This is a genomic window from Citrobacter amalonaticus Y19 (assembly GCF_000981805.1).
In the GTDB taxonomy this organism is placed as follows: Bacteria; Pseudomonadota; Gammaproteobacteria; order Enterobacterales; family Enterobacteriaceae; genus Citrobacter_A; species Citrobacter_A amalonaticus_C.
Genome location: NZ_CP011132.1, coordinates 2,302,789 through 2,328,269 on the forward strand (window position 1 = coordinate 2,302,789; position 25,481 = coordinate 2,328,269).

Annotated in this window: 35 protein-coding genes and 4 pseudogenes; 3 read left to right on the forward strand and 36 right to left on the reverse strand. The window is 50.9% G+C overall.

The window, feature by feature from the left end:
* Positions 1–10 precede the first annotated feature (10 nt).
* The 6 genes and pseudogenes from F384_RS10590 to F384_RS10615 all read right to left on the reverse strand — a co-directional run.
* Entirely contained in the window at positions 11–424 is a 414-nt protein-coding gene (locus F384_RS10590) for a lipoprotein (RefSeq protein ID WP_046481428.1), read from the reverse strand.
* Positions 425–478: 54 nt separating this feature from the next.
* Positions 479–757, reverse strand: coding sequence for a DUF4035 domain-containing protein (locus tag F384_RS10595; RefSeq protein ID WP_046481429.1), 279 nt, complete (start codon positions 755–757; stop codon positions 479–481).
* 23 nt (positions 758–780) lie between these two features.
* Entirely contained in the window at positions 781–1,149 is a 369-nt protein-coding gene (locus F384_RS10600; RefSeq protein ID WP_046481430.1) for a phage tail assembly chaperone, read from the reverse strand.
* A gap of 34 nt (positions 1,150–1,183) precedes the next feature.
* Positions 1,184–1,603, reverse strand: a pseudogene (locus tag F384_RS10605) (phage tail protein); the annotation flags it as partial.
* Between the two features lie 58 nt (positions 1,604–1,661).
* On the reverse strand, positions 1,662–2,009 hold the full coding sequence (locus F384_RS10610) for a tail completion protein gp17 (RefSeq protein ID WP_046481432.1): 348 nt from the start codon (positions 2,007–2,009) through the stop codon (positions 1,662–1,664).
* Positions 2,006–2,266: pseudogene (locus tag F384_RS10615) on the reverse strand (HK97-gp10 family putative phage morphogenesis protein); the annotation flags it as partial. The gene F384_RS10610 and the pseudogene F384_RS10615, both read right to left, overlap by 4 nt.
* A gap of 72 nt (positions 2,267–2,338) precedes the next feature.
* Between F384_RS10615 and F384_RS10625 the strand changes: the two are divergent.
* A protein-coding gene (locus tag F384_RS10625; protein ID WP_096147877.1) for an IS3-like element ISSen4 family transposase occupies positions 2,339–3,459 on the forward strand; the annotation gives its coding sequence in 2 pieces (ribosomal slippage) (positions 2,339–2,597 and positions 2,597–3,459; 1,122 coding nt in all).
* A 29-nt stretch (positions 3,460–3,488) separates the two neighbouring features.
* Here the strand turns inward: F384_RS10625 and F384_RS10630 are convergent.
* From F384_RS10630 to F384_RS10730, 23 genes and pseudogenes are all read right to left on the reverse strand, one after another.
* Positions 3,489–3,680, reverse strand: a pseudogene (locus F384_RS10630) (HK97 gp10 family phage protein); the annotation flags it as partial.
* Positions 3,677–4,027 (reverse strand): phage head closure protein, encoded by a 351-nt coding sequence (locus F384_RS10635; protein WP_046481433.1) that lies wholly within the window; start codon positions 4,025–4,027, stop codon positions 3,677–3,679. The pseudogene F384_RS10630 and the gene F384_RS10635, both read right to left, overlap by 4 nt.
* A 12-nt stretch (positions 4,028–4,039) precedes the next feature.
* Positions 4,040–4,366, reverse strand: coding sequence for a head-tail connector protein (locus tag F384_RS10640; protein ID WP_046481434.1), 327 nt, complete (start codon positions 4,364–4,366; stop codon positions 4,040–4,042).
* Positions 4,363–5,406, reverse strand: a complete 1,044-nt coding sequence (locus tag F384_RS30355; RefSeq protein ID WP_046481435.1) for a phage portal protein — start codon at positions 5,404–5,406, stop codon at positions 4,363–4,365. The genes F384_RS10640 and F384_RS30355 overlap by 4 nt, the downstream gene beginning before the upstream one ends.
* Entirely contained in the window at positions 5,403–6,761 is a 1,359-nt protein-coding gene (locus F384_RS30360; protein WP_046481436.1) for a phage portal protein, read from the reverse strand. The genes F384_RS30355 and F384_RS30360 overlap by 4 nt, the downstream gene beginning before the upstream one ends.
* Entirely contained in the window at positions 6,761–6,928 is a 168-nt protein-coding gene (locus tag F384_RS30175) for a hypothetical protein (RefSeq protein ID WP_167337381.1), read from the reverse strand. The genes F384_RS30360 and F384_RS30175 overlap by 1 nt, the downstream gene beginning before the upstream one ends.
* Positions 6,929–6,966: 38 nt before the next feature.
* Positions 6,967–8,901 carry a phage major capsid protein gene (locus F384_RS10655; RefSeq protein WP_046481437.1) on the reverse strand — a complete coding sequence of 645 codons (1,935 nt, stop codon included), beginning with the start codon at positions 8,899–8,901 and terminating at the stop codon, positions 6,967–6,969.
* Positions 8,902–8,959: 58 nt separating this feature from the next.
* Positions 8,960–10,618: a terminase large subunit gene (locus F384_RS10660; protein WP_046481438.1), complete on the reverse strand. Its 1,659-nt coding sequence runs from the start codon at positions 10,616–10,618 to the stop codon at positions 8,960–8,962.
* Between the two features lie 3 nt (positions 10,619–10,621).
* Positions 10,622–11,133 (reverse strand): annotated as a pseudogene (locus tag F384_RS10665) (terminase small subunit).
* A 313-nt stretch (positions 11,134–11,446) separates the two neighbouring features.
* Positions 11,447–11,812, reverse strand: a complete 366-nt coding sequence (locus F384_RS10675; protein ID WP_046481440.1) for an HNH endonuclease — start codon at positions 11,810–11,812, stop codon at positions 11,447–11,449.
* Positions 11,805–12,398, reverse strand: coding sequence for a hypothetical protein (locus F384_RS10680; RefSeq protein ID WP_046481441.1), 594 nt, complete (start codon positions 12,396–12,398; stop codon positions 11,805–11,807). The genes F384_RS10675 and F384_RS10680 overlap by 8 nt, the downstream gene beginning before the upstream one ends.
* On the reverse strand, positions 12,380–13,837 hold the full coding sequence (locus tag F384_RS10685; RefSeq protein WP_046481442.1) for a glycosyltransferase family 2 protein: 1,458 nt from the start codon (positions 13,835–13,837) through the stop codon (positions 12,380–12,382). The genes F384_RS10680 and F384_RS10685 overlap by 19 nt, the downstream gene beginning before the upstream one ends.
* A gap of 11 nt (positions 13,838–13,848) precedes the next feature.
* Positions 13,849–14,322: a hypothetical protein gene (locus F384_RS10690; protein ID WP_046481443.1), complete on the reverse strand. Its 474-nt coding sequence runs from the start codon at positions 14,320–14,322 to the stop codon at positions 13,849–13,851.
* A gap of 144 nt (positions 14,323–14,466) precedes the next feature.
* On the reverse strand, positions 14,467–14,676 hold the full coding sequence (locus tag F384_RS10695) for a hypothetical protein (RefSeq protein WP_046481444.1): 210 nt from the start codon (positions 14,674–14,676) through the stop codon (positions 14,467–14,469).
* A 4-nt stretch (positions 14,677–14,680) separates the two neighbouring features.
* Complete coding sequence (locus F384_RS10700) at positions 14,681–15,016, reverse strand: hypothetical protein (protein ID WP_046481445.1); 336 nt, start codon at positions 15,014–15,016, stop codon at positions 14,681–14,683.
* 61 nt (positions 15,017–15,077) lie between these two features.
* Positions 15,078–15,275 carry a hypothetical protein gene (locus tag F384_RS10705; protein ID WP_046481446.1) on the reverse strand — a complete coding sequence of 66 codons (198 nt, stop codon included), beginning with the start codon at positions 15,273–15,275 and terminating at the stop codon, positions 15,078–15,080.
* 66 nt (positions 15,276–15,341) lie between these two features.
* A complete protein-coding gene (locus tag F384_RS30365; protein ID WP_220132971.1) occupies positions 15,342–15,506 on the reverse strand; it encodes a YnfU family zinc-binding protein in 165 nt (54 codons plus the stop codon).
* A 141-nt stretch (positions 15,507–15,647) separates the two neighbouring features.
* Entirely contained in the window at positions 15,648–16,217 is a 570-nt protein-coding gene (locus F384_RS10710; RefSeq protein WP_046481447.1) for a phage antirepressor N-terminal domain-containing protein, read from the reverse strand.
* 262 nt (positions 16,218–16,479) lie between these two features.
* Positions 16,480–16,659 (reverse strand): hypothetical protein, encoded by a 180-nt coding sequence (locus F384_RS30370; RefSeq protein WP_046498053.1) that lies wholly within the window; start codon positions 16,657–16,659, stop codon positions 16,480–16,482.
* Positions 16,610–16,885 carry a hypothetical protein gene (locus F384_RS28775; RefSeq protein ID WP_080949924.1) on the reverse strand — a complete coding sequence of 92 codons (276 nt, stop codon included), beginning with the start codon at positions 16,883–16,885 and terminating at the stop codon, positions 16,610–16,612. Before F384_RS28775 ends, F384_RS30370 begins: the two co-directional genes overlap by 50 nt.
* Positions 16,886–16,891: 6 nt before the next feature.
* The gene (locus tag F384_RS10720) at positions 16,892–17,506 is read right to left on the reverse strand and encodes a glycoside hydrolase family 19 protein (RefSeq protein ID WP_046481448.1); all 615 of its coding nucleotides are present in this window, start codon (positions 17,504–17,506) and stop codon (positions 16,892–16,894) included.
* A gap of 157 nt (positions 17,507–17,663) precedes the next feature.
* Positions 17,664–17,945 carry a phage holin family protein gene (locus F384_RS10725; protein WP_046481449.1) on the reverse strand — a complete coding sequence of 94 codons (282 nt, stop codon included), beginning with the start codon at positions 17,943–17,945 and terminating at the stop codon, positions 17,664–17,666.
* Positions 17,932–18,327: a phage holin family protein gene (locus F384_RS10730; RefSeq protein WP_046481450.1), complete on the reverse strand. Its 396-nt coding sequence runs from the start codon at positions 18,325–18,327 to the stop codon at positions 17,932–17,934. Before F384_RS10730 ends, F384_RS10725 begins: the two co-directional genes overlap by 14 nt.
* Before the next feature lie 541 nt (positions 18,328–18,868).
* On the opposite strand from F384_RS10730, the gene F384_RS10735 reads away from it, so the two are divergent.
* Complete coding sequence (locus F384_RS10735; protein WP_046481451.1) at positions 18,869–19,081, forward strand: KTSC domain-containing protein; 213 nt, start codon at positions 18,869–18,871, stop codon at positions 19,079–19,081.
* A 603-nt stretch (positions 19,082–19,684) separates the two neighbouring features.
* Here F384_RS10735 and F384_RS10740 read toward each other — a convergent pair.
* Genes F384_RS10740 through F384_RS10770 form a run of 7 tightly spaced genes read right to left on the reverse strand, consistent with a single transcriptional unit; the run spans position 19,685 to position 24,563 of the window.
* The gene (locus F384_RS10740; protein WP_046481452.1) at positions 19,685–20,488 is read right to left on the reverse strand and encodes an antitermination protein; all 804 of its coding nucleotides are present in this window, start codon (positions 20,486–20,488) and stop codon (positions 19,685–19,687) included.
* On the reverse strand, positions 20,488–20,853 hold the full coding sequence (locus F384_RS10745) for a RusA family crossover junction endodeoxyribonuclease (protein WP_046481453.1): 366 nt from the start codon (positions 20,851–20,853) through the stop codon (positions 20,488–20,490). The genes F384_RS10740 and F384_RS10745 overlap by 1 nt, the downstream gene beginning before the upstream one ends.
* Positions 20,840–22,222 carry a replicative DNA helicase gene (locus F384_RS10750; protein ID WP_046481454.1) on the reverse strand — a complete coding sequence of 461 codons (1,383 nt, stop codon included), beginning with the start codon at positions 22,220–22,222 and terminating at the stop codon, positions 20,840–20,842. The genes F384_RS10745 and F384_RS10750 overlap by 14 nt, the downstream gene beginning before the upstream one ends.
* Positions 22,219–23,100 carry an ATP-binding protein gene (locus tag F384_RS10755; RefSeq protein ID WP_046481455.1) on the reverse strand — a complete coding sequence of 294 codons (882 nt, stop codon included), beginning with the start codon at positions 23,098–23,100 and terminating at the stop codon, positions 22,219–22,221. The genes F384_RS10750 and F384_RS10755 overlap by 4 nt, the downstream gene beginning before the upstream one ends.
* 14 nt (positions 23,101–23,114) lie before the next feature.
* Positions 23,115–24,026 (reverse strand): helix-turn-helix domain-containing protein, encoded by a 912-nt coding sequence (locus F384_RS10760; RefSeq protein WP_046481456.1) that lies wholly within the window; start codon positions 24,024–24,026, stop codon positions 23,115–23,117.
* A complete protein-coding gene (locus F384_RS10765) occupies positions 24,023–24,319 on the reverse strand; it encodes a hypothetical protein (RefSeq protein ID WP_032635108.1) in 297 nt (98 codons plus the stop codon). The genes F384_RS10760 and F384_RS10765 overlap by 4 nt, the downstream gene beginning before the upstream one ends.
* Before the next feature lie 25 nt (positions 24,320–24,344).
* Positions 24,345–24,563, reverse strand: a complete 219-nt coding sequence (locus tag F384_RS10770; protein ID WP_046481457.1) for a transcriptional regulator — start codon at positions 24,561–24,563, stop codon at positions 24,345–24,347.
* A 113-nt stretch (positions 24,564–24,676) separates the two neighbouring features.
* Here F384_RS10770 and F384_RS10775 point away from each other — a divergent pair, with 113 nt between their 5' ends.
* Complete coding sequence (locus tag F384_RS10775; RefSeq protein ID WP_046481458.1) at positions 24,677–25,384, forward strand: XRE family transcriptional regulator; 708 nt, start codon at positions 24,677–24,679, stop codon at positions 25,382–25,384.
* The last annotated feature ends 97 nt before the right edge of the window (positions 25,385–25,481 follow it).

Below are 25,481 nucleotides of genomic sequence, written 5' to 3' on the forward strand. Positions count from 1 at the left end.
GAGAGTTTACTTAAAAAGCTGTAGGTGAGAATCTGAAATCGCCGTTAGCCCCGTATCCAACCCGGTATATTAGTACCTTATCTTTTACTACTTCAGCCCCCACCTCAACCATGCCACCAGCACACCAGCCATGAGGTGTTGCACTTAAAACATGCCGACCTGGATTTGGGTAGAAGATCACTTTTTCCCTTGAATCAATATCTGCAATTGGATTGCCATCAATATAAATACTGATAAGGCACGCACTACCCATTAGTCCGGAATCTCTTTTGACGATAACTGTCCCGGTATCAGCAGAATTTTTAACGATTTTTTTATCCCAAATTCTGTCAGCAGAAACACTTCTTGCTTGTTCTGTAGAAACGGGCTGCGTAGAACATCCAGATAATAGAGCGATAGCAACAACCAGAAGTAATTTATTCATATCCCTATTCCATATTTAGAAGGCAATAAATATTAATGTGGAATGATTATAATGTCACTGGGTTACTGCGGTTAATGCAGCCTCAAGGTTTGCAAACGGGTCCTTTCCTTCATTCTGTTCATCACTCCCCCAGCGCAAAATTGCATCGTCCAGCGGTACCTTTCCACCTTGTGAACCATAAATTGCAGACACAATTTGCGCAGCCTGTATATCAGCGCGAATATCACCAACAGGACTTTGTCTGTCGAACTCGATCCACATAAGCAACTCGCTGGCCGTCATGCTCTGCCTGAGTTCCGAGAGCGTGCGCCCCATCCGGAGCGCGAGCGCCATCAGAAACCTTACTCCGGGGGCGGCTACTTTGCCTTTGCATCTTCCGCTGATGTGATGAGATCAAGTGCCTGTTTCAGCAGGCGAGAATGAACAGGGCCGTAAATTTCACGAACCTGCTCTTCATCTTCCTGACTGAAAACCGGCTGCTTATCAGCATCACACAGCACGTCAATGAACAGAGCAACGTCAGCACACAAGCTACGGTGTGCCTTTTCAGATACTGATACTTCCTCTTCATCGGTACCGGCTTTTGCAATTTCCTGCCAACGCAGCCAGCCTTCGCCAGAAGGTTCACGCAGGACCACTTTCACCCCGCCCCACTCTGGAACAGGAATGATTTTATGTCTAAATCCTGACATTTTAGCCAGCGCAAGTTCCTTGATTGATTTCATCGGTTACTCCTTAAGAGCCAGGATCAATTTTTGTTGGTTTTCCCTTCAGCCGCAGCGAGAAAGTTGCAGCCACAACGCTGTTTGTACCGGATGACCAGGTGTGCTGGCGAACTTCAGCCAGGAACTGGAAGCCGATCCCAGAAGGGAAAATGATTTTGAAACCGTATGTGGTGTCGTTGTCGTATGCTTCACGCAGAGCATCCTGCGCCGGGTTGGAGTAGAAATTACCCGATAGTGAAATTTCTGACTGCGCGCCCAGTCCATTGATGTTTTCCTGCTCAGTAGAGCACAGAGTCGTAACGTCGATGTCCTGCTTTTGCCCACCAGTAAATTGCACTTCTTTGATCGTGCAATGGAGGTCAAGAAAGGTTGCATCGTCGACAGTCTCTGACGTTACAGGGGCAGAGGTAATCTGAATCTTTGTGCCCTGAGATTTTTCATAAAGTGAGGACATAACTGTCTCCTGGATAAAAAGAAACCCGCCGGAGCGGGTCTGTATGGTTACTGATGAATCAGGCGACGACCTGAAATTCTAGCGAGGCTCGGTAATAACGATTTTCTGGTTCATAGCCAGGGATTTTGGATACATTAGCTGGATTAAGAGGCATAACAGCCTGCAATGCCATATCCCTAATGGTGCGTGCCTCTATAATATCCAGCGAATAAACATCAATCTGGACAGAAACACGGGACTCAGCCTGCCCACATAAAACATCAGAGGACACGTCAGAAATAATGGAAAAAACCACCCACGGCGGCGTAAGGGATGGTTCCCCATTGCTGGTTAAAGGTGCAACGTAAGGATAAACCTGCCCTCCGGCGAGATGTTCCAGCAAAGGGGAAATGTCATCTTCCGTCATTTGCTCAATACCTCATCGATAGCCTGATTCATTCGTTTCAAAGCAACCTGTGCCGCCAGTTCCTCTTTGGTGTCAAAAGCGGAACGAACAAAAGGATGTGGCGGCATGTTAATCGTCCCTATCTCGACAAATCGCCAGTAGAAAGCATTTCGTCTGTCGCTGGACTTCATCGAGTTATCGCTGTTTCCGGTTCGCATATTTCGACCACGAATATGAACGCCGGAAGAGATTTCTCCCCGTCTCCGTGAACGTTGCGTCTGACCTGCTCCCCGTTGATTAGTACACCCCGATGTTAGTAATGTCTTCATAAGCCACATGAGGACATCCCCATGAAGAAGCGTTTTTCCGACGAACAGATCATCAGTATTCTCCGCGAAGCCGAAGCTGGGGTACCCGCCCGTGAACTCTGCCGCAAGCATGCCATTTCCGATGCCACGTTTTACATCTGGCGTAAGAAGTATGGCGGTATGGAGGTGCCTGAAGTTAAGCGCCTGAAGTCGCTTGAGGAAGAGAACGCCAGACTCAAGAAGCTGCTTGCCGAAGCCATGCTGGATAAAGAGGCGCTTCAGGTGGCTCTTGGGCGAAAGTACTGACGACAGACCAGAAGCGGGAAGCCGTGATGTTGATGTGTGATGCGACCGGTCTGTCGCAACGTCGTGCCTGCAGGCTTACAGGTTTATCCCTGTCGACCTGCCGCTATGAGGCTCACCGTCCGGCTGCTGATGCGCATTTATCAGGGCGCATCACTGAGCTGGCACTGGAGCGCAGGCGTTTTGGCTACCGTCGTATTTGGCAGTTGCTGCGCCGTGAAGGGCTTCATGTTAATCATAAGCGCGTGTACCGGCTTTATCACCTCAGTGGCCTGGGCGTAAAACGCAGAAGACGTCGTAAAGGGCTGGCAACAGAACGTCTGCCGCTGCTCCGTCCGGCGGCGCCCAATCTGACCTGGTCGATGGATTTCGTCATGGACGCACTTTCCACCGGTCGCAGGATCAAGTGTCTTACCTGCGTCGATGATTTCACAAAGGAATGCCTGACGGTCACTGTTGCCTTTGGGATTTCAGGCGTTCAGGTCACGCGTATTCTGGACAGCATTGCACTGTTTCGAGGCTATCCGGCGACGATAAGAACTGACCAGGGGCCGGAGTTCACTTGCCGTGCACTGGATCAATGGGCCTTTGAGCATGGTGTTGAGTTGCGCTTAATCCAGCCGGGCAAGCCAACGCAGAACGGATTTATTGAGAGCTTTAACGGACGATTTCGCGATGAATGTTTGAATGAGCACTGGTTCAGCGATATCGTTCATGCCAGGAAAATTATTAATGACTGGCGGCAGGATTATAACGAATGCCGCCCGCACTCCACGCTGAATTATCAGACACCGTCTGAATTTGCAGCGGGCTGGAGAAAGGGTCATTCTGAGAATGAAGATTCCGACGTTACTAACTGAGTGTTGTATCTAATCGTGGGGGCAGGTCACGTCAGCACAACAACGTTTTTTTTCAGTTTCCCGGTTCGCTCCGGTGCTCTGGCAACAACTTCCTCTTTCAACACCTCGGCTCCGGCGCGAGTGGCATCGCGCAGAACCTTGTTATTCTCAGCGCGGCTGAGCAATTCCAGATCGCGGGAAATGTCTTCAAGCCCGGAAAAATCAAGATTAATATCAATCACTTTTCAGCCCCCAGTTTGCACAAGACCTCAAGTCGATCCCCGTTTTCATCTGGAATAGGAGGGCCGATAACATTAAGGGTTTTTCCTTTGTAGGGCCCACTTAACACTGTGACTCTGGAGGCGGCGGTTATATTCGCCCCTGACTTCCCCCTAACCCATATTCTTATATCTGCCTGGGCAGTTTCGGCGCCAGATAACATTTTCTCCCGTCCGCTTCTTCCCCTGACATCCGCACGAATAGAACCTTTATCCTCCCATGTTTCAATGGGTTGGCCTGATGGACTCCGACTATAAACAGGGTTTTGTATAGAAATAACCTGTATAAGCTTTCCTGCTGAGATCGCCATTTTTTTTTCGCCTCAGACAATGGTTGGGCAACGGAGGTCATGAATTAAAAACGACACAGAAAATGGAAGCTCTCCATGAAGTAAATCTTCCTTGTCAGCCAGATCAGGGTTTCGGTACAGCATGCCCACCAGACGCATCGTGGCGGACTTCATCCGGCTTAGCGCTTCACCTTCTATTAACTTTCCTGTCTCATCAACGACCTTGTCCCGGCTTCCCTGTATAAAAGCCAGTAACACCGAGCTGGCTTCCTGTATTTTTTCCTTAAGCGGTCCGTCGTCAGCATCATGATCAATGTGCAGGTGCTCCTTGATCTCCTTCAGAGTGACAAGCTCAATCACGTTTTATCCCTCCCATCACGACCGCGCTTGGCGGCCAGCGTCCAGCCTTTAGAGCCTGTTTCACCTGGCTTATCCTGTGTCTGTTCGTCACAGTGCCAGAGAGAACCGCCCCACGTCACCGTGTCACCAGGCAGATATTCATCGCCAGATTTGAATACGCCCCGGTACACCATAACCGGCACATCGAAAGCTTTTTTCTCAATGGCGCCACTGGAGCGGTTAACGGTGACAGTGAAGTTGCGCATCCCTTCCATGCTGACTTCAACACCAGCAATACCATCAACAACGCATTCCCAGCCACGCATGCCGTGAGTTTTCTCATAGGCCCGCCAGAGCCCGCCGTTATGGGTGGCATAGGAACCACGGGGATAACTTTTTGACTCATCAATAAAAGGCAATAATTCCAGCGCAAGGGCATCGCGACCGTCTTCACCGTTTTTACCCGGTTCCGGCGCGGGAAGATCGGCAACCGCTTCGCTGACGAGAGATTTAACATCAGGAATTTCCGGCATCGCAGCCGTAATGAGTTCCTGCAACACCGGCCTGACGTCCTCCACCGTCACGCTTTTACCGTCCTGCGGTGCGGGAATTTCCGCTACGGCTTCACTGACGGCATCGTCAACGGCCTGCCTGAGTATCGCCGGATCGTAGTCTTTGCCGTCTTTCGGCACGGGTATTTCAGCAACTGCCTTGCTGACCAGTTCCTCCAGAACAGGGCGAATCTCCTCCACCGTCACGCTTTTACCGTCCTGCGGTACAGGCATGGCGACCACCGCCTCGCTGACCATAGCGCCAATATCCGGCAATTCAGGAGCCTCAGGAACCGGAAGGGATGCCACTGCATCAGCCAGCAGCGTGGTAAAGTCAGGTGCCGGGGTATCCTTCAGGGACGCAACCTCAAGAGAGAGCCTGGTCAGGTGCTCTTCCGTTGTCTGCTGATAGTCACTGAGGCTTTTTCTGAAAGACTCACGAAGCTCGCCAAGCGCAAGGGAAAATTCCTCCCCAAGAGCCCTGATAAGGGAAAGTTCACGTTCATTCATTTGGTTAACAATCCTCTCAGCATGGCTTTTGCCGCTGTCAGTTCAGATTCCGACATGGATTTCCCGTTCGCATCGTCAGATGTGGTACGGCTGCCGGCGCCGGATTTGGCAAACGGATCATCAGAAGCATCACGCCGCGCCAGCGCTTCAAGACTGAAGTTCTGCTGCTGAAGATACAGTGCATCGCCACCGGGTAAGGGCGGAAGGTTTTCACTCCGTCGCGCCTCATTTGGCGTCAGAATGGTATTTTTCACACCCTCGCCGAGTGATTTGATACGGCGTTCGCTGTCCATACGCAGCAGCGCATTCACATCAAATTCAGTACCGGAATCCCCTTCAAGCCCGAAGGCCTCATCCAGCAGCAGCTCTATCGACTCAATGAGCGACTGAAGACACTGTGAGTAATACTGCTGATCCTGAGCCTCGATATTGTCATGAGAGGGAAGATCGCCAATACCGACTTTATAAGCCGGGATATGAAACACAGAGCAAATGATCTGCGCCGTCATGCTTAACTGCTCAACTGTCTGCGCATCAACGGCCGATACCGTTGTCGGGTTATACTTCGCGCCATTGCTCAGAATGGCGGTTTTTCCTGCATTCTCACCGGAATAGCCGGAGTCCCAGTTGTCTTTAATTTTTCTGGCGTTCTCTTCAGTCAGGGAACCGGGCACTTCAATCACGCCGCTCGGCTTACCGCCGTTGCGGAAAAAAAAGGCCGAGTTTTCCTGAATGTGATGACCCTGCATTGCCGCCAGACCAGCAGCGTAAATGGGAGACAAACCGATGAGCGGATGGAAAAGGCAGTTGAAGCGATCGTGTATTACTTCCCGCGCCGGGACTGTAACCGACGATTCAATTCCGGCCATATTGTCAGGGTTTATCTGGTAGAAGACAGAACCATCATCCGCCACCAGCGGAGTAACCTTGTTCCAGTCAAGCAGCCTGAGTTCGGTAATTTTTCCGGCGTTATTGCGTATTTTTAACGCCACCGTATTTCCGTGGCATAACTTCGAGTTCAGCCAGTGTTCAAAAAACTGAATCCTGTTCTGAAAGGCATTTGGCCTTTTGTACAGTGCCGGAACATCCCCTGTTTTGACCTCCTGCATGACCCCTTTTGAGTCACGACGCATCAGCCGTGGCGGCATCTTGGCGATATCACTCGCAATCAGTGAGATGCAGGCGAACACAGCATAATAAGAAAGAACGGTGTCCTGATTGATTTCAAGGTTACGCTGCCATGCCCCGGCGAATGGCTCACGCATAAAACCGAATAATGGCGTCCAGCCGCCACGGCTGACAGGCTGCTGCAGGGCTTTTTCGTTTCCCTGTTTTCTCCGGAAAGGATTCCACATTAGCCGTTCTCCGCTTTTCGCTTGTTCTTTTTGCCACCAGTACGCGCGCCGGTGAAATATTCGGCCCTGCCAAGCAGCACCAGCACCCTTGCGCACCGATCGTCCACGGATTTTACGTCTCCCGGAACCGAATCATGGGTACGTTGCAGATATCTGATTTTTGCCATGCATTATGGCGGGGTTTCCCCCGCCCTCCTTCCGCCGTTTAGCTGCCCTGGTTAGAGCTGTAGTTCACACCAGAAATAACCGCTACCGCAGCTGTGCGGCGGCGTTTCCAGTTGATCCAGCGTTCAGCACGGATAGCCACGCTGTTGGTCTGGAACATGGAAACCAGTTCAGTCCCGGTTGGGGTGATGCTGTCGCCGGTTGGTTCGCTTTCCATTTCCAGAGAGGCTTCACGCGACATATCCACCGCCACGCCGCCATCATCAGCCAGGTAGATATCCGGTGCGTTAAGCAGCGTCAGGTTAGTGCCTGCGTACTGGGAAACGATGGCCGGAAGGCCCTGGAAGGTGCCGCCAAGCAGGGTCATTTCCGGGTACATTTTCTGCCCCAGGGCGTTTTTCTTCATGGACAACGCCAGCGCGTTGGTGCTGGACATGATCCACACACCGCCCGTCGGTTGCAGGTTGTTCGAAACAAACTGGGCGAAGGCCGCTTCAGCATCAGCATCCGGGTCGCCGGTAGACGGAACGGCCACAATGCCGTTGGTTACTGAGGCCGGAGAGACGTTAGCAACTTCAGCTTTTGCAGGGTTGATAAAGTCCGTATCCAGACGGGCAATAACCGCTTCAGCCAGGGCGTTACGCACCAGCGCATCGGCTGCCGGATTGGAGAAACGGATCAGCTCATCGGTCAGTACCGCGATAGCCGCCACTTTGGCAAAACTGAACGTGATCGACTCAAAGTCGAACTTGGTCAGTGGCTTGGCCTTGCCCTGTCCGACCCAGTTCGCTGAGCCGCCGGAAGTTTGCGCCGGGATACGGATATTGAACGGAACCTGACGCAGGGCCGGGATGCCACCCTGTCCGAAACGGCCGATAATGGTTTGCGGGCGGAGGAATTCAACAAAATCCAGTGCATATTCCTGATATTCAACCAGCGCACCTGCCCACTGAGGATCGGTGGTAGTACCGGCGCCCACGGCGGCTTTCAGTACATGATGAAGCTTGGCGTCGTCTGGATACTGTTTACGGGCGATCTCCAGCGCTTCGGAACGACTGCCGTTAGCGGCGGCCAGCGCTTTCGCAAAGCGGGCAAAGGCAATACCCTTTTCCAGCTTCTGTTCGACGCGGATGATGCCTGGCGCACCAGCCTTAACGGTAGTGACTTCGCCGTTAGCGGCTTTTGCTACCGGTTTCGCGGTCGATGCCATATTGCTTTCCATATCGCGCAGGCGTTTCAGATGCTCATCAACCGCCTTAATTTCGGTAGACGTGTTGTCGTAACTTTCGGTTTCTTCTGCGTCAAGCGTACGGCCTTCATCAGCAGCTTTACTCATGATGTCGCTCAGTGAGGCTGCCAGCGCTGCACGCTTCGCTTCGAAGCTCTTGATTTGTTCTGCGATATTCATCGAATTGGTTCCTTTTTTGGTATTGGTTGCTGTAGCGCCAGCTGAAAGGGATGATTTAACGACGGTTTTCTTATTGCCGGACGCGGCAAGAAACTTGCGATCTATTGATTTAACCGACTGAATGGAGCAATCACCGTTGGCAGGAACGGTTACAGCAGAAAGCTCGTACCACTCCCACGAAATAAACCGGATGCCGCCATCGTCAATAAAGCTGTACTCAATGGGCTTAAAGCCGATAGAAAGCCCGCGGACAAGACCCGTTTTGATAGATGCCCACGCTTCATCAAGCCTGGCGACCAGTTGCGATGGCATATCCGCACCAGGTTTTACCAGCTTTGCTTTAATCTCGATGCCGGTGTCGGTGACTTTTGCTTCTGTCACCTGGCCTATTGGCTCGTCATGCCAGTGTTGCCACAGCAGAGGTAACGGAAGAGTAAATTTCACACCGGCAGGGTCTACAATGTCGCCATAGCGATCAGGTTCAGGGGTACTGGCAATGCCGGTAATCTCCCGAGAATCCTCATTGACCGCCTTTACCTGCATCAGGCTATAGGCGCGATTATTCATTTGCTGTCCTCCAGAAACGAAAAAACCCGCCTGTGCGGGTCATTAACTGACGTGTTAGTTATACGAAAAATACCTGGTAATCTTTTTTCGCAGGTTCAGGGTTAAGGGCCATAAGAGAAACTGCGTTGAACAGCGCCATCAGCGGATCAATCTTGCCCTTGCCGCTGGCCTGCTTGGTTATAAGAATGGCGTTGCCTTTCGGCTCAACCCTCGCATTACCGACACACCACGCCATCATCGGCTGACCACCATGTATCAATACGCCCTCGGCAAGCTTTCTCTCGGTGGTTTTAATCGCTCCGCCAAGGCGCCAGCCCTGGCTGACACCAACCACCGCATCAGCAGGAATTCCCGCCTCAATAAGCGCATCGAGTATTTGTCCGACTCCGGAAGGGTCAATGCCGATCTTGTCGAGCAACTCCGCAACATAGATTCGACTGACGTATTCGGCTACCTCTTCCGTATCCTGTCCGACGCACTTCACGATGGTCAGGTCACCGGCTCTCACGAAGTCGTGAAAGCGGGATTCTTCACTTTTACGCCGTCGGATCGCTATCTCATGTGCCCATGCATGGCACCAGCAGAGCCATTCTCGTGTTTCAGCGTCACGCCCGACCGCAGAAACCCCCAGCAAATCATCAAGGCCACCGCCGTCTATCCCGACGGTGATCACCTCTGAACGCCGTAGTAAATCTTCAAAACTGACACGCCGGGCCTGCAACTCCCAGAAATCGACGCCCGCCCAGCGATCGGTTCGCAGGTTTAGTCCAATTTCAATATTGAGGTGCTTAGCCAGGAACTGCTGCAATGTACCATCGGTTTTTGCCTGGTTCTTACGGAGCTGGTCTACTATCCATTCAGCGCTGACCGAGAGCCCGATATTCGGATTGGTAATGTAGAAATTATCCTGGTCGAGATAGGCCTTTCTTTCAACCATGCTTTGCGGAAATTCATAGAGAATTCCCAGCGTTTTGGGATCGTTGATTTTTCCGTCGCGCACATCGCGCCAGTAATCAAGGCGTTCTTTGAATACGCCAGCAGGCGGCTCATCGCTTTGTGTGGTGAGGTAGATAACCCACCCTTCATTACGGGATACCTGTCCGCCCGTCGCCTCCATAAACATCGCTTCGGCATTAGCGCGCTTGCCAAAAAGCCACAGTTCGTCGACAAGAATCCGGCCGGACTTTTTACCGGACACCGTATCCGTATCAGCAGCCACGACTTTCAGTGTGTTACGCGTCACCCGGTGTGTGATAGTACGGATATGATCCTGTATCTGGAACATGTCGGTGAGTTCTTCATCAGCGCGTATCATCCCGGCGGCTGGTTTAAAGCTGTTGTCGGCTACCTCTTTGGTCGGTGCCAGAATCAGGTGTTCTTCGTCCTCTCGCCAGCACAGGATAAGCGCGGTCAGCATAATGCCCGCCGCAATTGTCGATTTGGTGTTCTTCTTCGATATCAGAAGTCCATATTCGCGAATCAGCTGATTTCCTGTCTCTGCGTCATACCCGCCGAAGATGACTTTTACGAAATCGAACACCCATTCTTCAGAACACTCACCGAATGTAGGCTTGCCCGGCAGGTCAGAAACCCGCAGTTCGCGAAAGATACTCAGTGCCTGTGCCGCCTGGTCAGGAAAAATGGGCGGAGGAATGATGGACTCACCCGCGACCAGACGCTCTTCCCAGTCCGCACAGGCTGTAGACCACTGCGCCATACATCACCCCTTATTATTATTCACAACCAGTTTTGGTGGTGCCATTGAACCGAACTTGCTGGCGCCAGCGGCCACTTTTGCCGCAGCGTGTCGCGCATCTTTTTTCCCTGTTTCCCCCTTTTTGGGGTGGATATAGGGAAGCATGGCCTTCGCCGCATCCTTTCTGACGTCAATTTCTTCAGTTGAATCGTTCATTACCGCCATAAGAAATTTGAGCGGATCATCAAAAGCCCCGGCAACAGGTGGTGCCTCTGGCGGTGTTACCGGAGCCTTATTTTTTTCGGGGGTGTTTACCGCTGGGGTGTAAACATTTCGACGGTACGTCGGTACGTCGTCTGTTTCTATTACTTCCTTTTTTTACGTCCAATAAACGCGATGACCTCCGGGTCTTTTGCAAGTTGCGAACCCTTTGACCGTGCGGATTTCTCAGAATATCCCGCCTTTATTGCCGCATCCTTTTGAGACATACCGGACATCAGCGCGACAGCGAATTTCCGCTTCTGCGCTGTTAACATGTTTATACCCTCCAGAGGGGAATTTTTTCTGTGCGTGAGAGGGGGGCGGTGTCCAGGGCTATCGAGGTTAACACCCAACCCTCCCCCCCCCTATCGGTTCTTGGGTGGCGGTAAGACTTCGTCAGTTTCACCTTCGGGTTTCACCGGCTGGTACCCTCCACCTGGTAGCCTGCAATCAATTTTCTTTGGCGTTCCGTATTTGATTCTTCTGTCCCGACAGTGCATCCATGTTGGCTTTGCACCATCACTCAGTTTCATCAGAAGAAGCACCAAAGCGACAATGAAGATCAACGTCAACCACACCATACTCACCTCAGATAATCGTTATTGAATCGTCGCCATTGGTCGTCAGGATATGCTTCATGGCTTCCTCATCTGGCTGGCCCGTCGAGGCTTCACGCGCTGACTTGCCTGAGTGACAATCGATACAAAGCGTCCACAGATTGGACTCATCGTTATCACCGCCAAACTGTAACGCCACACGGTGATCCAGTTCGCTGTCATGCAGGTCAACTACGCGATTGCACATACAGCAGTGACCGCCATCACGGACATAGATACGCCGCTTCAGCCCTACCCTTGCGCTGCCGCTAATGCGTCGATTCTCACCATACACTGGCTTTATTCGCCGGGTGTCGATAGCTTTCAGCCTGGGCTGCAATGTCTTCAATCTAGCCATGTAACCTCCAGGCTCTGCGGCGTTCAGTCCGGGATGAACCATCAGGGTGACGCTCTACTGGTTCACCGTCGGCATGGTCTACCAATGAGTAACACGGATATAAAACATTCCATCCCCATGCATCACCCACCGCATAATCAGCAGGTTTGCTACTATCCCATCGCGCCAGAACATGCTTGATTGATTGAGGCGGTACGCTGTAGCAGACGCCGTGAATCAGCCGCGGCAACGTTACGTAATCATTGCGGTGTTTGTCAGCCATAATTAGTCGCTCAGCTATTTGCTGCTGATACTGGGGTGGTCGGCCAGTGCCAAGATAAAAGCTCAAGAGCGCCTCAGGAAAGCGGTCAGCCCACTGGCACACTAACTCAGTAAAGCTAGGCACGGGCAGCGCGTCATCTTCAAGCACAACAACCCGGCATGATTGCCCTGCGGCCCATTCAAGCGCGCGACGATGATTCCAGTTCGCTCCATTGTCACCGCTATCAATTAACAGGACGGCGCCGAGAGATTCAGCCAGGCACAATGCCTGCTTATATCGTGAGTGGTGGCCGACAACCACAAACTTCACTTGTGTTTCCACCATGCGGCCTCCTTACCGATACCATCAGTTTTGAAAACGGTATGTACCAGAGGGCCGGTGACCAGCCTGTCAGCGAATGACTGCGCGACAATACTGAACGCCAGCATGTCACCCACCGCGGCGCCAGCCTGTTCTTTCTTCCAGAAACGATAACTCTCGATCCGGTAGTAAAGACGGATGATGCCGTGAGCGAACGCCATTACATCAGCGCGTGTGCCCCCCAGCAGACCAGCGTTAAGCATCACATCGCCGCGGTGCGCTTCAATGAATTCCTGATAGATACGCTCAGGATGATTCTGTTTCGCCCAGGAGTCGGCGTAGGTCTTCGGTTCAGAACCGACATACACCTTCCCGGGTTCCATTTCTTCCCACGGCGCGCGAAGCATTTCGACATCGGTACCATCAGTACACCAGACGAACCGGTATTCAGGGTTATTTCGCAGGTGCTGCCAGATGTGCAGCCAGCGACGAAAGTAGACATTCATCTTCACGTCAGGTACGAGATACAGCTCAACATCTGCCGGGGCCGTCAGTAATTCATCCACCAGCGCAATACGTCCACAATTCCGAAGCGAGGCCGCCCATTTGCTCAGCATGTCAGGTGAGGCTGCCATTTTCGTACCGCGCTGAGGGTCAGGCTGGCTGGTCAGTAACGTAGTGATTACCACGTCCCGTTGCCGCCGGTACTCTACATACCCGGTAAACCCGGTATCGCGCCGTTCGTTGTGGATTTTAACGTTACGTTCCACCAGCGCCTGCCGGTCTGGTTTCGGTACCGAACGCTCCACTGCTTCATGCTCATCGAGAGAGTGAATCAGCTTTTCTGAACCGACGACATCAGCGTAAGCCCAGGTAGTCAGTCCAGCGTTATGGATGCGCAGGGCAAGGTCGCTGTGTTCATACATGCCACGACCGTAAACCGGATCGAATCCGCCCACCTTCTCGATGGCGCTGCGGTGGTAATACAGCATCACGCCGCGCTGCCCGGTATACGCCACATGCTGATCGTCACGGTAAAGCACCGAAAGGTCATTCAACTTATTGCGGCCAGCCAGATCGAGAAACTGGTAAGCCAGATGTGGCTCGGGTGATTCGATGTAGGGAAGATGCCAGTTATCGGCGATGGGCCAGGCATCATCATCCCAAAGAAAAAGATGCTCGCACCCGGCATCCATAAGCGCTGACAGGCTGGCGTTCTTCGAAGCAACAATGCCGAGTGATGTTTCATGGCGAAGCAGCCGCACGCCGTCGGGAACTACCGCTGCAGGTTTGGAGCCATCATCGACAACCACCACCAGCGCGCCGGCGGGAAGATGCTTCATGTGCTGTTCGAGTGCTCGCTTTAAAACGTCTGCGCGCTGATGCGTCGAAATGACAATACCGATCCGTGATGAAACGACGCTGGCGGGAGCGTATGGGACACCATCAATAGTGACCTGCATAAAACCTCCCGTCAGAATCCACGTCGTAAGCAATCCCAGATTGTGCCACCGGGCTGAATATTCTTTTTCAATTCCGCTGACACAACATCAGAAATCGCTTTTACCATTTCAGGGGATAGCTTCACGCCGGTCTTAATTTCGGGACAGATGTCAACATTGATGGCATAGCCTTTTCGTGGGTCGTTCTCTATCCGGCCAAACTGAATATTTACAGAGCCACCAATATAACCACCAGCAGGAACACCAAAGCGCGTATCTGCTAGGTGCTTAATGGCAAACTCCTGCCCTTCAGCGGTCAGGAAGGTGAAGTGGTTTTCTTTCTGGTATTCCGTCGCTGTATGTCTGGTTTCAGCAAAACCCAGTTCGCGTAGTTCGGCGGCACCCGACTTGGACGGCAGGTCACCAGATAGCAATGCACCACGGTAAAATAGCGCATAGAGCACGTCAGTAGCAGCGCCAGATAGCGTAATGATTTTGTTACTCATGGGATATTTCCTTTTAGACGTGAGCCTGTCGCACGATAAATCCGCCAAAAGGTAACGGTTTACCCAGGCTCACTACTGAAAGACTCTCTTTGATGTGCGCGTGCGATGCGCTTGGAAGGGCTGCTTTGGCTGTCTGTTTTTAAATCAGGATTCATTACCTGACTGTTTGCGAGTAAAGTTCGTAGTGCGCTGATCGTGCAATATGATTTTTCTGGGGAACAGATCGCAACTCTTTCCCATAAAAACCTGAATATTTCCATCTATTCCATATCCAGCGCATTGACCATCTGGAAACTGAAGGGAGATTCCATCATCCCTTAGAAAGATCACCATCTCTTTTGTTTCATTTTGCATATAGCTACCTGGAGTGTTCGTATGCGATGTTGGTCAGTTCATCAGACAGTTCACTGATGGTGTAGGCTATAGCCATTTTCTGTTCTCTGCTGAACGATGGCCACAACTGACGCAAAGGATCGCTTAGGTGGGTTTGCCAGTGTTCACCAGCACTAAGCTCCTCCCAACCAGTGGGCAGCAGGCAAAGACCGCGTCCATATTTTTCTTCATCCGGTGTTAGAGGTGGCAATGGATTTGCCGCCGCACTGGTGTCGTTACCCCATGCACCAACGACAACACGCCCACCGCCCGCAAGGTGAACCGTTACGCCCTTTTCACCAATTTCAACAGCGTTATTCATCAGTAGCCTCCAGGAGTCATGCGTTATCGCAGGTACTCAGTCAATGCCTGCTGTAATGCCGCTAGTCGTCGAGTTGCAACACACCGTGCTCAAGTGACTCTGAGTAGGCGATCAGCCCTTTATATTCAGGGATAATCTCGCCATCTTCCGCTTCGAATTCCGGGATTGTCCCAGTGGTGATGGTGTATTGAGGCGCACCGTCTTCTTTCGCGAAGACAGCCAAGTCTTCAATCTGCTTAGCTGTAAGAACTACTGTCATGCTCATTCCTCATTTGTTAAAAAGCCCCGCTATTGCGAGGCCTGGGGTTATTTGTATCGCGACCCACTACCTGTGAATGACAAACAGCGATTTACATTTAGGGCAAAGTAACGCCTGTTGCTGACGTACTTTCGTGGTCGAGTGTGTGGATTTATGTCCACATATCGGGCACATGACAGTCATATTGGCTACAAGCCCAACACGCTGCATTGCATAATCGAAAAATGACATGGTGGTTAACCTTTCAATGAATGGGGCTTATTATACCATACATAGCTCAATTATTAATCAATCATCATCGCATGCTTGATACCATTTAGCTTTGTCACAGGCACTCAGTGAATGCCTGCGCCCCTCTAAAACGGAATATTGCTACGTCCGCGTAACCTTCCCTTTCCCGGTTTCTGCCAGCACATAACCAATTAACCCATTTGCATCCTCAACAAGAGCTTTGATTTTTGAGATATGTGCAGCCTTAACGCCCTTCCACTCATTCAGGCCTGTGCCGAACAGACTGGCGATCCCTTTATCGCGCTTCATTTCCATGCACGCCTGATTCAGTTCTTCCATCACGCTAGACTTACGCGGATTAACCACGACGCCTTTCGTCCAGTATTCATAGAGAACATCGTCGCATTCTTTCTGGTACTGGATAACCTTACCGCGGATTTCTGGCTTTACTTTGTTTGGGCTAATGGTATGGAGCCAGCCAGCGAGTTTACGCAGTGGAAGGCAAATCATTTCTCGACGCTGGTCATCACCTGGAAGCTGCATTGTGATTTTCACAATGGAGGTCTTAAAGCGCTGTTTTAGCTTAGTGAACTGTGAGGCCCAATCCATGCCCATGCCGTCAATGATCGGCTTCATTGGGGTATACGGCTCACCATTGCGATTCACAACATAGAGTGCATTTCCGTGGAACGGGACGGTAATTGTATTCATAGCGTTTTGCCTTACTTTGAGATGAACCTTTGCCGCACAGGAGATCAGCCCGTCGAGGCTCGCCAGCACTAACTGACTCCTCAAAGGCTCATTCCAAAGGGTTGGGTTCGACGTGGTTGAATGCGCTGCGGTGCGCGGTGAAATTCAGACGTAAAAAAACCCCGCACGATCGCGAGGTTTGATGCTGCTCTTTTCCAGAGCGAGATATTAAGAGCGGATGCTAGTGTGACAGCATGGCCTATTTATATTGCTCATTGGCTCATTAGTCAACATTTAAGCAGTTAGCCTTCCACGATTTGTTGTGCGCCAGCACATCACGCTTCGTTTGCTTGTCCATCACAGAAATATCGTGGTCGGTAAGATAAATTGGCTTAACCCAGTCACACGCCGTATCAACGACCACCGGGACGCTTCCACGATTCCCACAGCTCGCGATCGACATCGTCATCAGGAAGATGATTAACAGTCTGCTGTACATCCCTGGCTCCTTTTGTTGTCTCCACCCGGCGTTCTGCAACGGCTTTAGTAGCTGCTGCGCGTTCTTCAGTGCGTTGCTGGTCCGCTTTTGTCTCAGCGATGTTAGTACCGCGTGATTTACCCAGACCAAAAGCACCTGCAATTGCAGCCAACACAGCAACCGCCAGGCCGATAATCATTTCAAGTCCCATATGACCTCACACCAGTGCAACTTTAGCTTTGGCATAACGTTCACGACGGTCTTGAATGCCGTTCTGCCCGCCGTTGATAATTTGCGTGACGCGTTCCACATCCCCCGAATGCAGGAGACAACCGCATAAAGTGAAATACCACGCCGCCGAACGGGCCGAATGTCGCTCTTGAGTCAAAAGTTCTGGCGTACTGACAAGGTCAAGCTTCAGCGCCGAACCACATTTGGTGTAGTTCTCACGTCCAGTGATTTGCAGCAGGCCGCGACCGCGATATTTCCAGCCATCACCCGGGTTGTTATTACCCATGCGGTCACCGTAAACCAGATTGGCGATTTGCGGCTGGTGAGCGACCTGCTTACCATCAACGCGCCCCAGCATTTCGCACTGATACGGCGTCAGGCGCTTACCAAATGTTTTCTTCAGCCCGTTTACCGAGTAGTTGAAGCTCTCTACCAGAGAGGTAAAACCAGCAGATTCATGCCCGACTTGTGCAATGAACATGGCCTGATCATTAATTGCTGTGATGCCAAACTCTTTCATTGCTGCATCGATGTGCGGAAACCAGCGCGCAGCTAATCCGGCGCTTATACCAGCCGCCTGCTGAAATTGTGATTGTTTCATGTGATTAATCCTAAATTGAGGCAGGACAAAACTCAAATCAAAGGATGTGATGTAATACCCGCGAAACAGAGTTTGACTAAAGTCGACACTCCACCTCATTAAAACAACACAAAGCCTCGAATTTTCAGGGAAGCGGAGATGTCGCGCTTCCCTTTTTTTATTTCTGAAGAATGTTAATTAAGCGTGCTAGGTTACCCCGTGCGCGAAGCACGATGGCACAGATTATCAGATTGACGATGACCACCATCCAGTGTGATTCCTGATAGAGACCAAACAGATACCTGAACGGGATGCTGGCGTATACCAGCACAACGAAGTAGGCCAGCATGGACACCATCGGACGATGTCTTGCCCCGTCACGTTGGTAGAACATCAGAACAAGAACGATGACCGCGCAGATTAACGCATTGATCATCGCTGAAGGATCATTTGTTACCATTGCCGGTCCCTCCTCCGCGTAAACGAGAGAGAATGCCAAACAGGCTACCCAAATCCTGACTGTTGACGAATGTCAGCAACTTAATAGCAATTGCTGCAACGATTACCGCGCCCAGTGCATCAAGCGGCCTGTCGTTGTAACCAGTCCATTTTGAGAAGTACGAGCCCAACAGAGGTGCGCCGATAACGCCAAAGATGAAAGAAGTGATGAAGTAACCCACCAGCTTAAAGCGGCTGATGTTCACCGCCGTCGCAACGTAGAATACTGCACCAGCAAAGGCACCAAACACTACGCCGTAATCAATGCCGGTTGCCAGGCCGAACATGCTGGCCCCCATCAGCCCACCAGCCGCTACCGTAGTGCCAGAAACAGGATCGGACATTTAGCCCCCTCTTATTGCTGTGAGTCCTCTCAGAAATGAGGGGAAAGAGAATCAGGCTTCACGGGCTGGATTTAACAACGAAGCACAAAGTTATTGATTCCCGTCAAGCCTGAAATGAAAAAGGCCACGCAAATGCGCAGCCCTTAAATCCAGATAGTAACTAATGGTTTATTTTCTCTGAAAGAGAGATTAACATCTCGTTGTAGGTTGTGAGTAAAGAACCTACGGATCTTTATTCATTTAAGTAGATACTTTATTTATTGCCCGCGCCCATGATGCGGGCTTTTTTTTTGCCTGAAAAGTGTTGCGGCGCCGGGTGCCTCCCGGTGAGCCTTTGGACAGCCTCCGTGGCTCGCTAGGTGACTTATAATTAAATCGCTGTTTACGCCCCTCCGCACAGGGGGATTCACCACGAAGACAACATACCTTCTCAAGGCTACCTGAGTCAAAAATATTGACATAGCTTTGTACATTTTCCCCATGCCAGTATCTACTGGGTGTACTATGGGGATATTAGAGAATCTAGCGATAAGGAGGCAATATGCTTTTTCAGGATGTGACATCATCAAAAATAAAAACCATTGGTTACTATCCGTCAGAGAAAATACTGGAGATAGTGTTTATTGCTTCCGGAACCTACCAGTACGTTGGCGTTTCAGCAAAAACTCACAAAGCTTTTCTGGAAGCTAAATCCAAAGGGCGTTTTTTTGATGGTGTGATCAAAGATAAATATCTTTGCCGAAAAATTGGGTGAGTCAGTATTAAGTACCGCTATAGATTACGATATACCACCTTCAGAAAAACAAAAATCCCGCCGGGTGGCAGGGCTGTAAATGATGTAGTGATGACCGGTGCTGATCTACGACTCAGGTTGAGTTCTCTGTCTTAACAACCACGGCGCAATTCCGCGCCTCAGCCTGTGGATTCACTATAGCAGGAGAAAGTTTAGCACCGGAGCAGAACCGACAACCTCAGGAAGACTTGCTCCTGATGAATGTTATGGCCGCTCTGAGATTTTCACTAACACCACCCTGCTCTGAATGCCGTTTATGCTCCAGAACATCAACGATGTTACCGACTGTTACCCGCCTGCCACTCTGAAGCAAAATAATAACTGCCTCACCAATGATGGTAGTAATAGTCTGGTCAGTTGTGGGTTTCAATATCTACACCCTTTACATGGTTATGGAGGGCCATGTTTACATCAACCCCACGCCAGAAGCAAATCATATCGGCATAAGGCAAAAACCCCGCCGAGTGGCAGGGTTCATAATCAGTTTCATTTGGATGTACGTATCCATGATTAGAAGCATACAGGACAACTTCGGACAAAATCAAGTCCTATGTCGTGAAAATACTAAAATTTGTTCGCATCATCATTAAAACTGGTCGCTTTCTGAAAAGCAGCATCAGCCTTGCGCTCTTCCTGGTAACAAATGTCCACCAGCGACTCAAGAAACGGCTTCCAGTTGCGCGTCCATGTCCTTACATGCAGATCAGGCAAGCGCCTGAGAATCGCTTTATGTACAGCCGTAGAGGGTACCGATGAAAAACCGTTTCCAGAGCAACGCTCACAGGTTTTGAATACAGGCGCACCACGTTCTTTTGTAGCAATACGATCGAGCACTTCGCCTTTTCCACCACAACGGCAGCGGGCTTCCAGTTTCCCCTTACCGTTACAGGCGGTACAGAGACGCTTAACCTGTTCACATTCTATTTTTGGCGCAACAATTTCATCACCATCGATGTTGTAGAGTCCTGGATACTTAACCACGTACTCATACCCTTCAATAAGTCCGGTTCCGTTGCAGGCGTGACACGTCACGCTGGTGGCCGCAGAACGGGAATATTCCGCAAAGGCAAACTGCGCCAGTACCAGCATGCACCAGCCAAATTCACCACCAGCGGCTTTGCGCACATTTTTCGGTGCAACGTCCATCGCGTGACGCGCCAGCGCCTGAACCGCCAGTTGCTCATCCGTCTTACTGATCCCCGCCTTACCGAAGAAAGCAGCCAGTCCGAACCGTGCGCGGCTGCTGGTCGTGCCGATGGCCGCCATGACATCAGTGCCGGTTATCCGATCCGGGGAAGTTCCTTTCACACTGTCGCTGATGTGCATACCCTGAGGGCTGAAATGTTTTAGCGATGCTTCCAGTTTCATTATGCGGCCCTCTCGATCGAAGAAATTAAAATCTGCCCGGTTTCGCCCCAGACCTTAGTGACGCGAAAGTCCCAGATATGCGCATCATCAGCGAATAAGGCATCCATCAGCGCTTTGATCATGTTGTCGGCGTCTGGTTTATGCTGGTGGGCCTGCCCTTTCATGGTGGCGCGTTTCTTCTGGCTCCAGCTTTTTGGCATTGGCAGAACGAATGTGATGTGGCTACCCGCTTCCGGCATAACAACCTTGTTCAGCCTAACCTCATCGCAGAACGCCCGGTAACGCATAACTGCTGGTCGCGTTTTCCATTTGTCGGCGCGGGTTTGTCGTGGCTTACCCATTGGGGTAATATTAAAAATCTGCATGGCCAGTCTGATTACCTTTTGAATAGCGTCGTGGTTGTGATTTAGGCATCGGTGCTGATTTTCGTTTTGCTTCTTCCTGGTCGATCGGCAGGAAATGCCCGTTGTAGAAGCGCCGATATACCGTGCCAAGAACACCATTTCGCTGCTTGGTGATGTTGATTTCCGCAATCCCCTTTGCCGGAGATTCCGGGTTATACACTTCGTCGCGATAGAGCATCATGATAATGTCAGCGTCAGCCTCGATTTCACCGGAGTTTTTCAGGTCTGAGTTCATGGGACGTTTGTTCTGACGGGATTCAACACCACGTGAAAGTTGACTCAAAGCCAACACAGGTGTCCGGTTTGTTTTGGCGAGTCGCTTTAGCCCCTTCGACAACTCACCTACAGCCAGGTCATAACGCGCTGCACTCTGGATTTTAATAAGTAACAGGTAATCAATAACCACCAGCGCAGTTTCAGGATGGGCTATCTGATGGCTGGTTGCCGTTTGCTGGATCTGCTCAAGCGTCAGATCTGTGGCATCTACCATCCACACACTTCGGCCCGTCAGGCGACCAACACCGGTTGAAAGTCGTGCCCAGTCTTCATCCTGGAATTTTGCTACCTCCTTGAGTCGGGATACCGACATACCACCAGCTGCTGACACCATGCGCTCACCAATCTGGATATTTGCCATTTCCATGCTGAAAAACAGTACACCGTGTCCCTGCTCTGAAACCTTGTCGATAATATCCAGCGCCAGTTCTGTTTTTCCCATCGATGGCCGTGCGGCAATGAAGACCAGATCGGTTTGCTCAATCCCTCCGGTTTTCGCGTCCAGCTCGTCAATCCCGGTAAGCAAGATTTTTGCTACATCCAACCCCTGGTGTCTGGCATCTGCGCGTTCGACGACGGCCGTGAGTACCTCGTCGATATGTACGGGCTGAACGGTATCGGGAGTAAGAGAAATTGCGGCCATGGCATCCTGGGCGCTTTTCAGGGCCTCAACAGCGTTATCACCGTTGGACGCATTGCGGATCCCTGCCAGTGCCTTTTCAACCACCATCTCAGCATCGCGGATAGCGGCATTACGCTCCAGTGTGGAAACGTAATAATCCAGAGCTGACTTCGCCCAGGTGATACGACTGGATTCAAGAATGGTTGCGCTGTGCTCTGGCATGGTTTCGCAAAGCAGCAATGGATCTATCACTCCGATCCCACGAGCCTGTCGACAGATGCCGGAATAAATTTCACGATACTGCCGGACTGAGAATGCACTCGCCGGCAGGCGGGAAAGAATGCCCAGAACCTCAGGATCGGTATTGCGCAGAAAAATAGCGCCAATTACCGCACCTTCCAGATCATCGTTTCTCCATACCGGAGTCATCATGCTGCCACTCCACCAGCAATCGCACGATAGCTTTCCCAACCAAATGCCAGGCGGTTACGTCCACCATCGGTAACACGATCTACGATACGTTCGCCAATTGACTCTTTGAGTTGCTCAAAGGTCAGGTTACTTATCAGGATTGTAGGGAGTACGCTCTCATATCGGGCGTTGACAACCTCCTGCAGTATGGTCATTTCAGTCGGACTACCAAACTGAACGCCCACCTCATCGATAATCAGCAGATCCAGAGATGAGAAACGTTCAATTACTTCATCCTCGGTACTTTCTGCGCTGTGGCGCCATGTGTTTTTCACGGCTCGAGTCAGTCGCATAACGTCGGTGATTTCCACACTTGCAAGGTGATTGCGGATGATGCTTTTTGCCATGGATATGGCCAGATGATTTTTCCCGGTGCCGCAATTTCCCGTCATGACGAGCCCGGTTCCAGCCTTCAGGCGATCTGGCCAACTGGTGGTGTAACGCTGACATGCCGCGAGATTTTTGGCAGCATCCTGATTGACAGCCTGGTAGTTAGCGAATTCACATGCTTCAAAGCGTCGGGCGATCCCCGCATTGTCCATCAAATCTGCCACACGTAATTCACGCAAACCAGATTCGATGTCAGCAAGCTCCTCTTTCACGCAGTCCGGACACTGGGAATGTTTAACATTTTCGGCGCCACGAAACGCTTTTCCAGTTAGCGACATACGCTCATAGTCACCATGTTTTTCGCAGGAGACGACGTGAACTTCGCCTGACTCCCAGTTTCCCCACTGCCACGGTTTTTTATGTTCTACAGAAAAAGCCAGTTCTTCACGAAGACCTTCACGTTTCGTCAGCAGCGAATCCCTTTCCTCGCGTTGTTTGATGTTCAGCATTGTGTTTCCCCTTGTTACCAGTTGCAGTCTGATTGGCCGTAATCCTGTTCGCTGAAGCCAGATACCGGAAGCGCACTGCGACGCCCACCACCGGGAGCGGATGGAGTTTGCCAGGCTTCTTCGAAATGGCGATCAGGTCCAAAGAACGTTGCCGCCTGCTTGACGTATTGCGTGCCAACGCTACCAGTGGTGCGCACGTAGGCTGCATAGCGCTTAACGCCTGCCAGCATGTCTTCAGGTTTAACCCCGTCTTTCAGCCGAGCTTTCCAGGCCTTGAAGGCTGCTGCTTTTGAATTTCCACCAGCACGTTTGGGGTATGCCTGCCAGGCCTGCTCGAACTCGTTGGAATAGTTCTCTTTGGAAGAGCGATGTTCAGAAGATGCTTTGCCACACACGCCAATATCTTGTGATTCTTGTTTTGAATTTACTTGTGGATCATGTTTTGAATTTACTTGTGGATCTGGGGTCAGATTCTGACGGGTGAAAACGCCATTTTTGTCAGAATCTGACGGGTGAAAACCGCTTGAACGTCCTGAATCTGACGGTTCAGATTTTGAAGGTTCAGAATCTGACGGGTGAAAACCACTGGCCCGACGTTGCTGCTTCAGTGCTGTAACCTTGTCTTTCTCAACACGCGCCAGAGCCTCAAGGCGATCGGCATCCAGGTGATAAAGATTGGACGTATTGCGGTTACCTTTGCGGCGGGATTCACGGCGCAACCATCCGGCAGACTCCAGTTCTGCAATAGCTGTTCTGACAGTACTCTCCCCCAGCCCCAACTGGCGACAAATGGTTTCCACGCTCGGGTAACACATACCATCGTCGTTCGAGTAGTCAGCCAGGCGTGCCATAATCACAAGTTTGGCTCCCTTAATATCATGCGCTGCGCACGCGTCCCAGACGTTACCGAGAATTTTGCTACTCATACAAACTCCTGAACTGGCGTGATTGTGTAGCCGCGAGCTGGCTCAAGACGAACTGCAAGCCCGGTATCGAGAGCACCAATTTTTCTCACTTTCAGGAAACCTGCACGTTCAAGGGCCTTGATCTCCTTAAACATTGCCTGCTTTGAGCAGCAACAGAATTCGTAAAGTACCTGATGATCGATTACTCGCTCCCCTTCTCCATCCATGGATCCGCCCATCAAAATGCGAAGCATGACCAACCGCTGAAGTGGGTTATCGAATGAATATTTACGTACGAAGTCAGAGTGATTCATGATTCCTCCAGCATGCCGTGACATGTCACACCCCATTACCCGGGGGCGGGAAAAGCTTTGGCTTATCGGGTCTCAACTCATGAGCGGGAATCCCAGTCAAAGCTGCAACATCAGGGACATGATCCACCCCAACAACACCAACCTTCCTCCAGCGAGAAACAGATGGTTGTTTGATACCGATTGCGCGGGCTAAAGCATTAACCCCGCCAGCAGCATCAATAGCTCTCTCGATTGCTGATTTCATTTTTTTACCCATTTCATTTGATTGCTATCGACAAATAATAGCAATTGCTATTTGAATGAGCAATAGACTTGTTTATCATGCGAGGCTAAAATGTGATAGCGGAGGCTATAAAAATGCAAGAGAGTAAACTTAAGACACTAGCTGACAGACTTAACTACGCAATGAGTGAGATGGGTATGAGCCAAGGGCAATTAGCCAAAGCAGCTGATATGGCGCAACCAACCATATGGCGCATAACATCAGGCAATGCCAGAGGAACAACAAAAATAGTTGAAATAGCGAATGCTTTGGGTGTTCGCTCGGAGTGGTTGTCAAACGGAACTGGGCCGATGAGAGCCGATGCCCAACAACCGACCTCCGTAATTACCAACAAAACAGACCCAAACATCTTCAGAGTTGACGTACTTGACCTCACGGTTAGTGCAGGGCCTGGAATAATTAACAGCGAATTCGTGGAGGTGTTACGCTCCGTGGAATACTCGGTTGAAGATGCGCGCCAAATGTTTAATGGCCGAAAACAGGAACAGATACGCATCATCAACGTTCGTGGAGATAGCATGTCTGGAACAATTGAGCCTGGAGATCTACTTTTCGTCGATATAAGCGTTCAGCACTTTGACGGTGACGGCATTTACGCGTTCATATACGACGATACGTCGCATGTTAAGCGTTTGCAAAAGATGAAAGATAAGCTATTGGTTATCTCTGACAACCATACCTATCGCCCATGGGACCCGATCGAGAAAGAAGAGATGAACAAAATATTCATATTTGGAAAGGTGATCGGCAGCATGCCACAGACGTACAGAAAGCATGGGTAATCCAGCGGAAGGGCAATGAATCTTCCAGTGAATAGTTTCCAACCCGGCCACCGTTCCGGGTTTTATTTACCTCCCTCGCAGTCTCTCCGGCATCCCA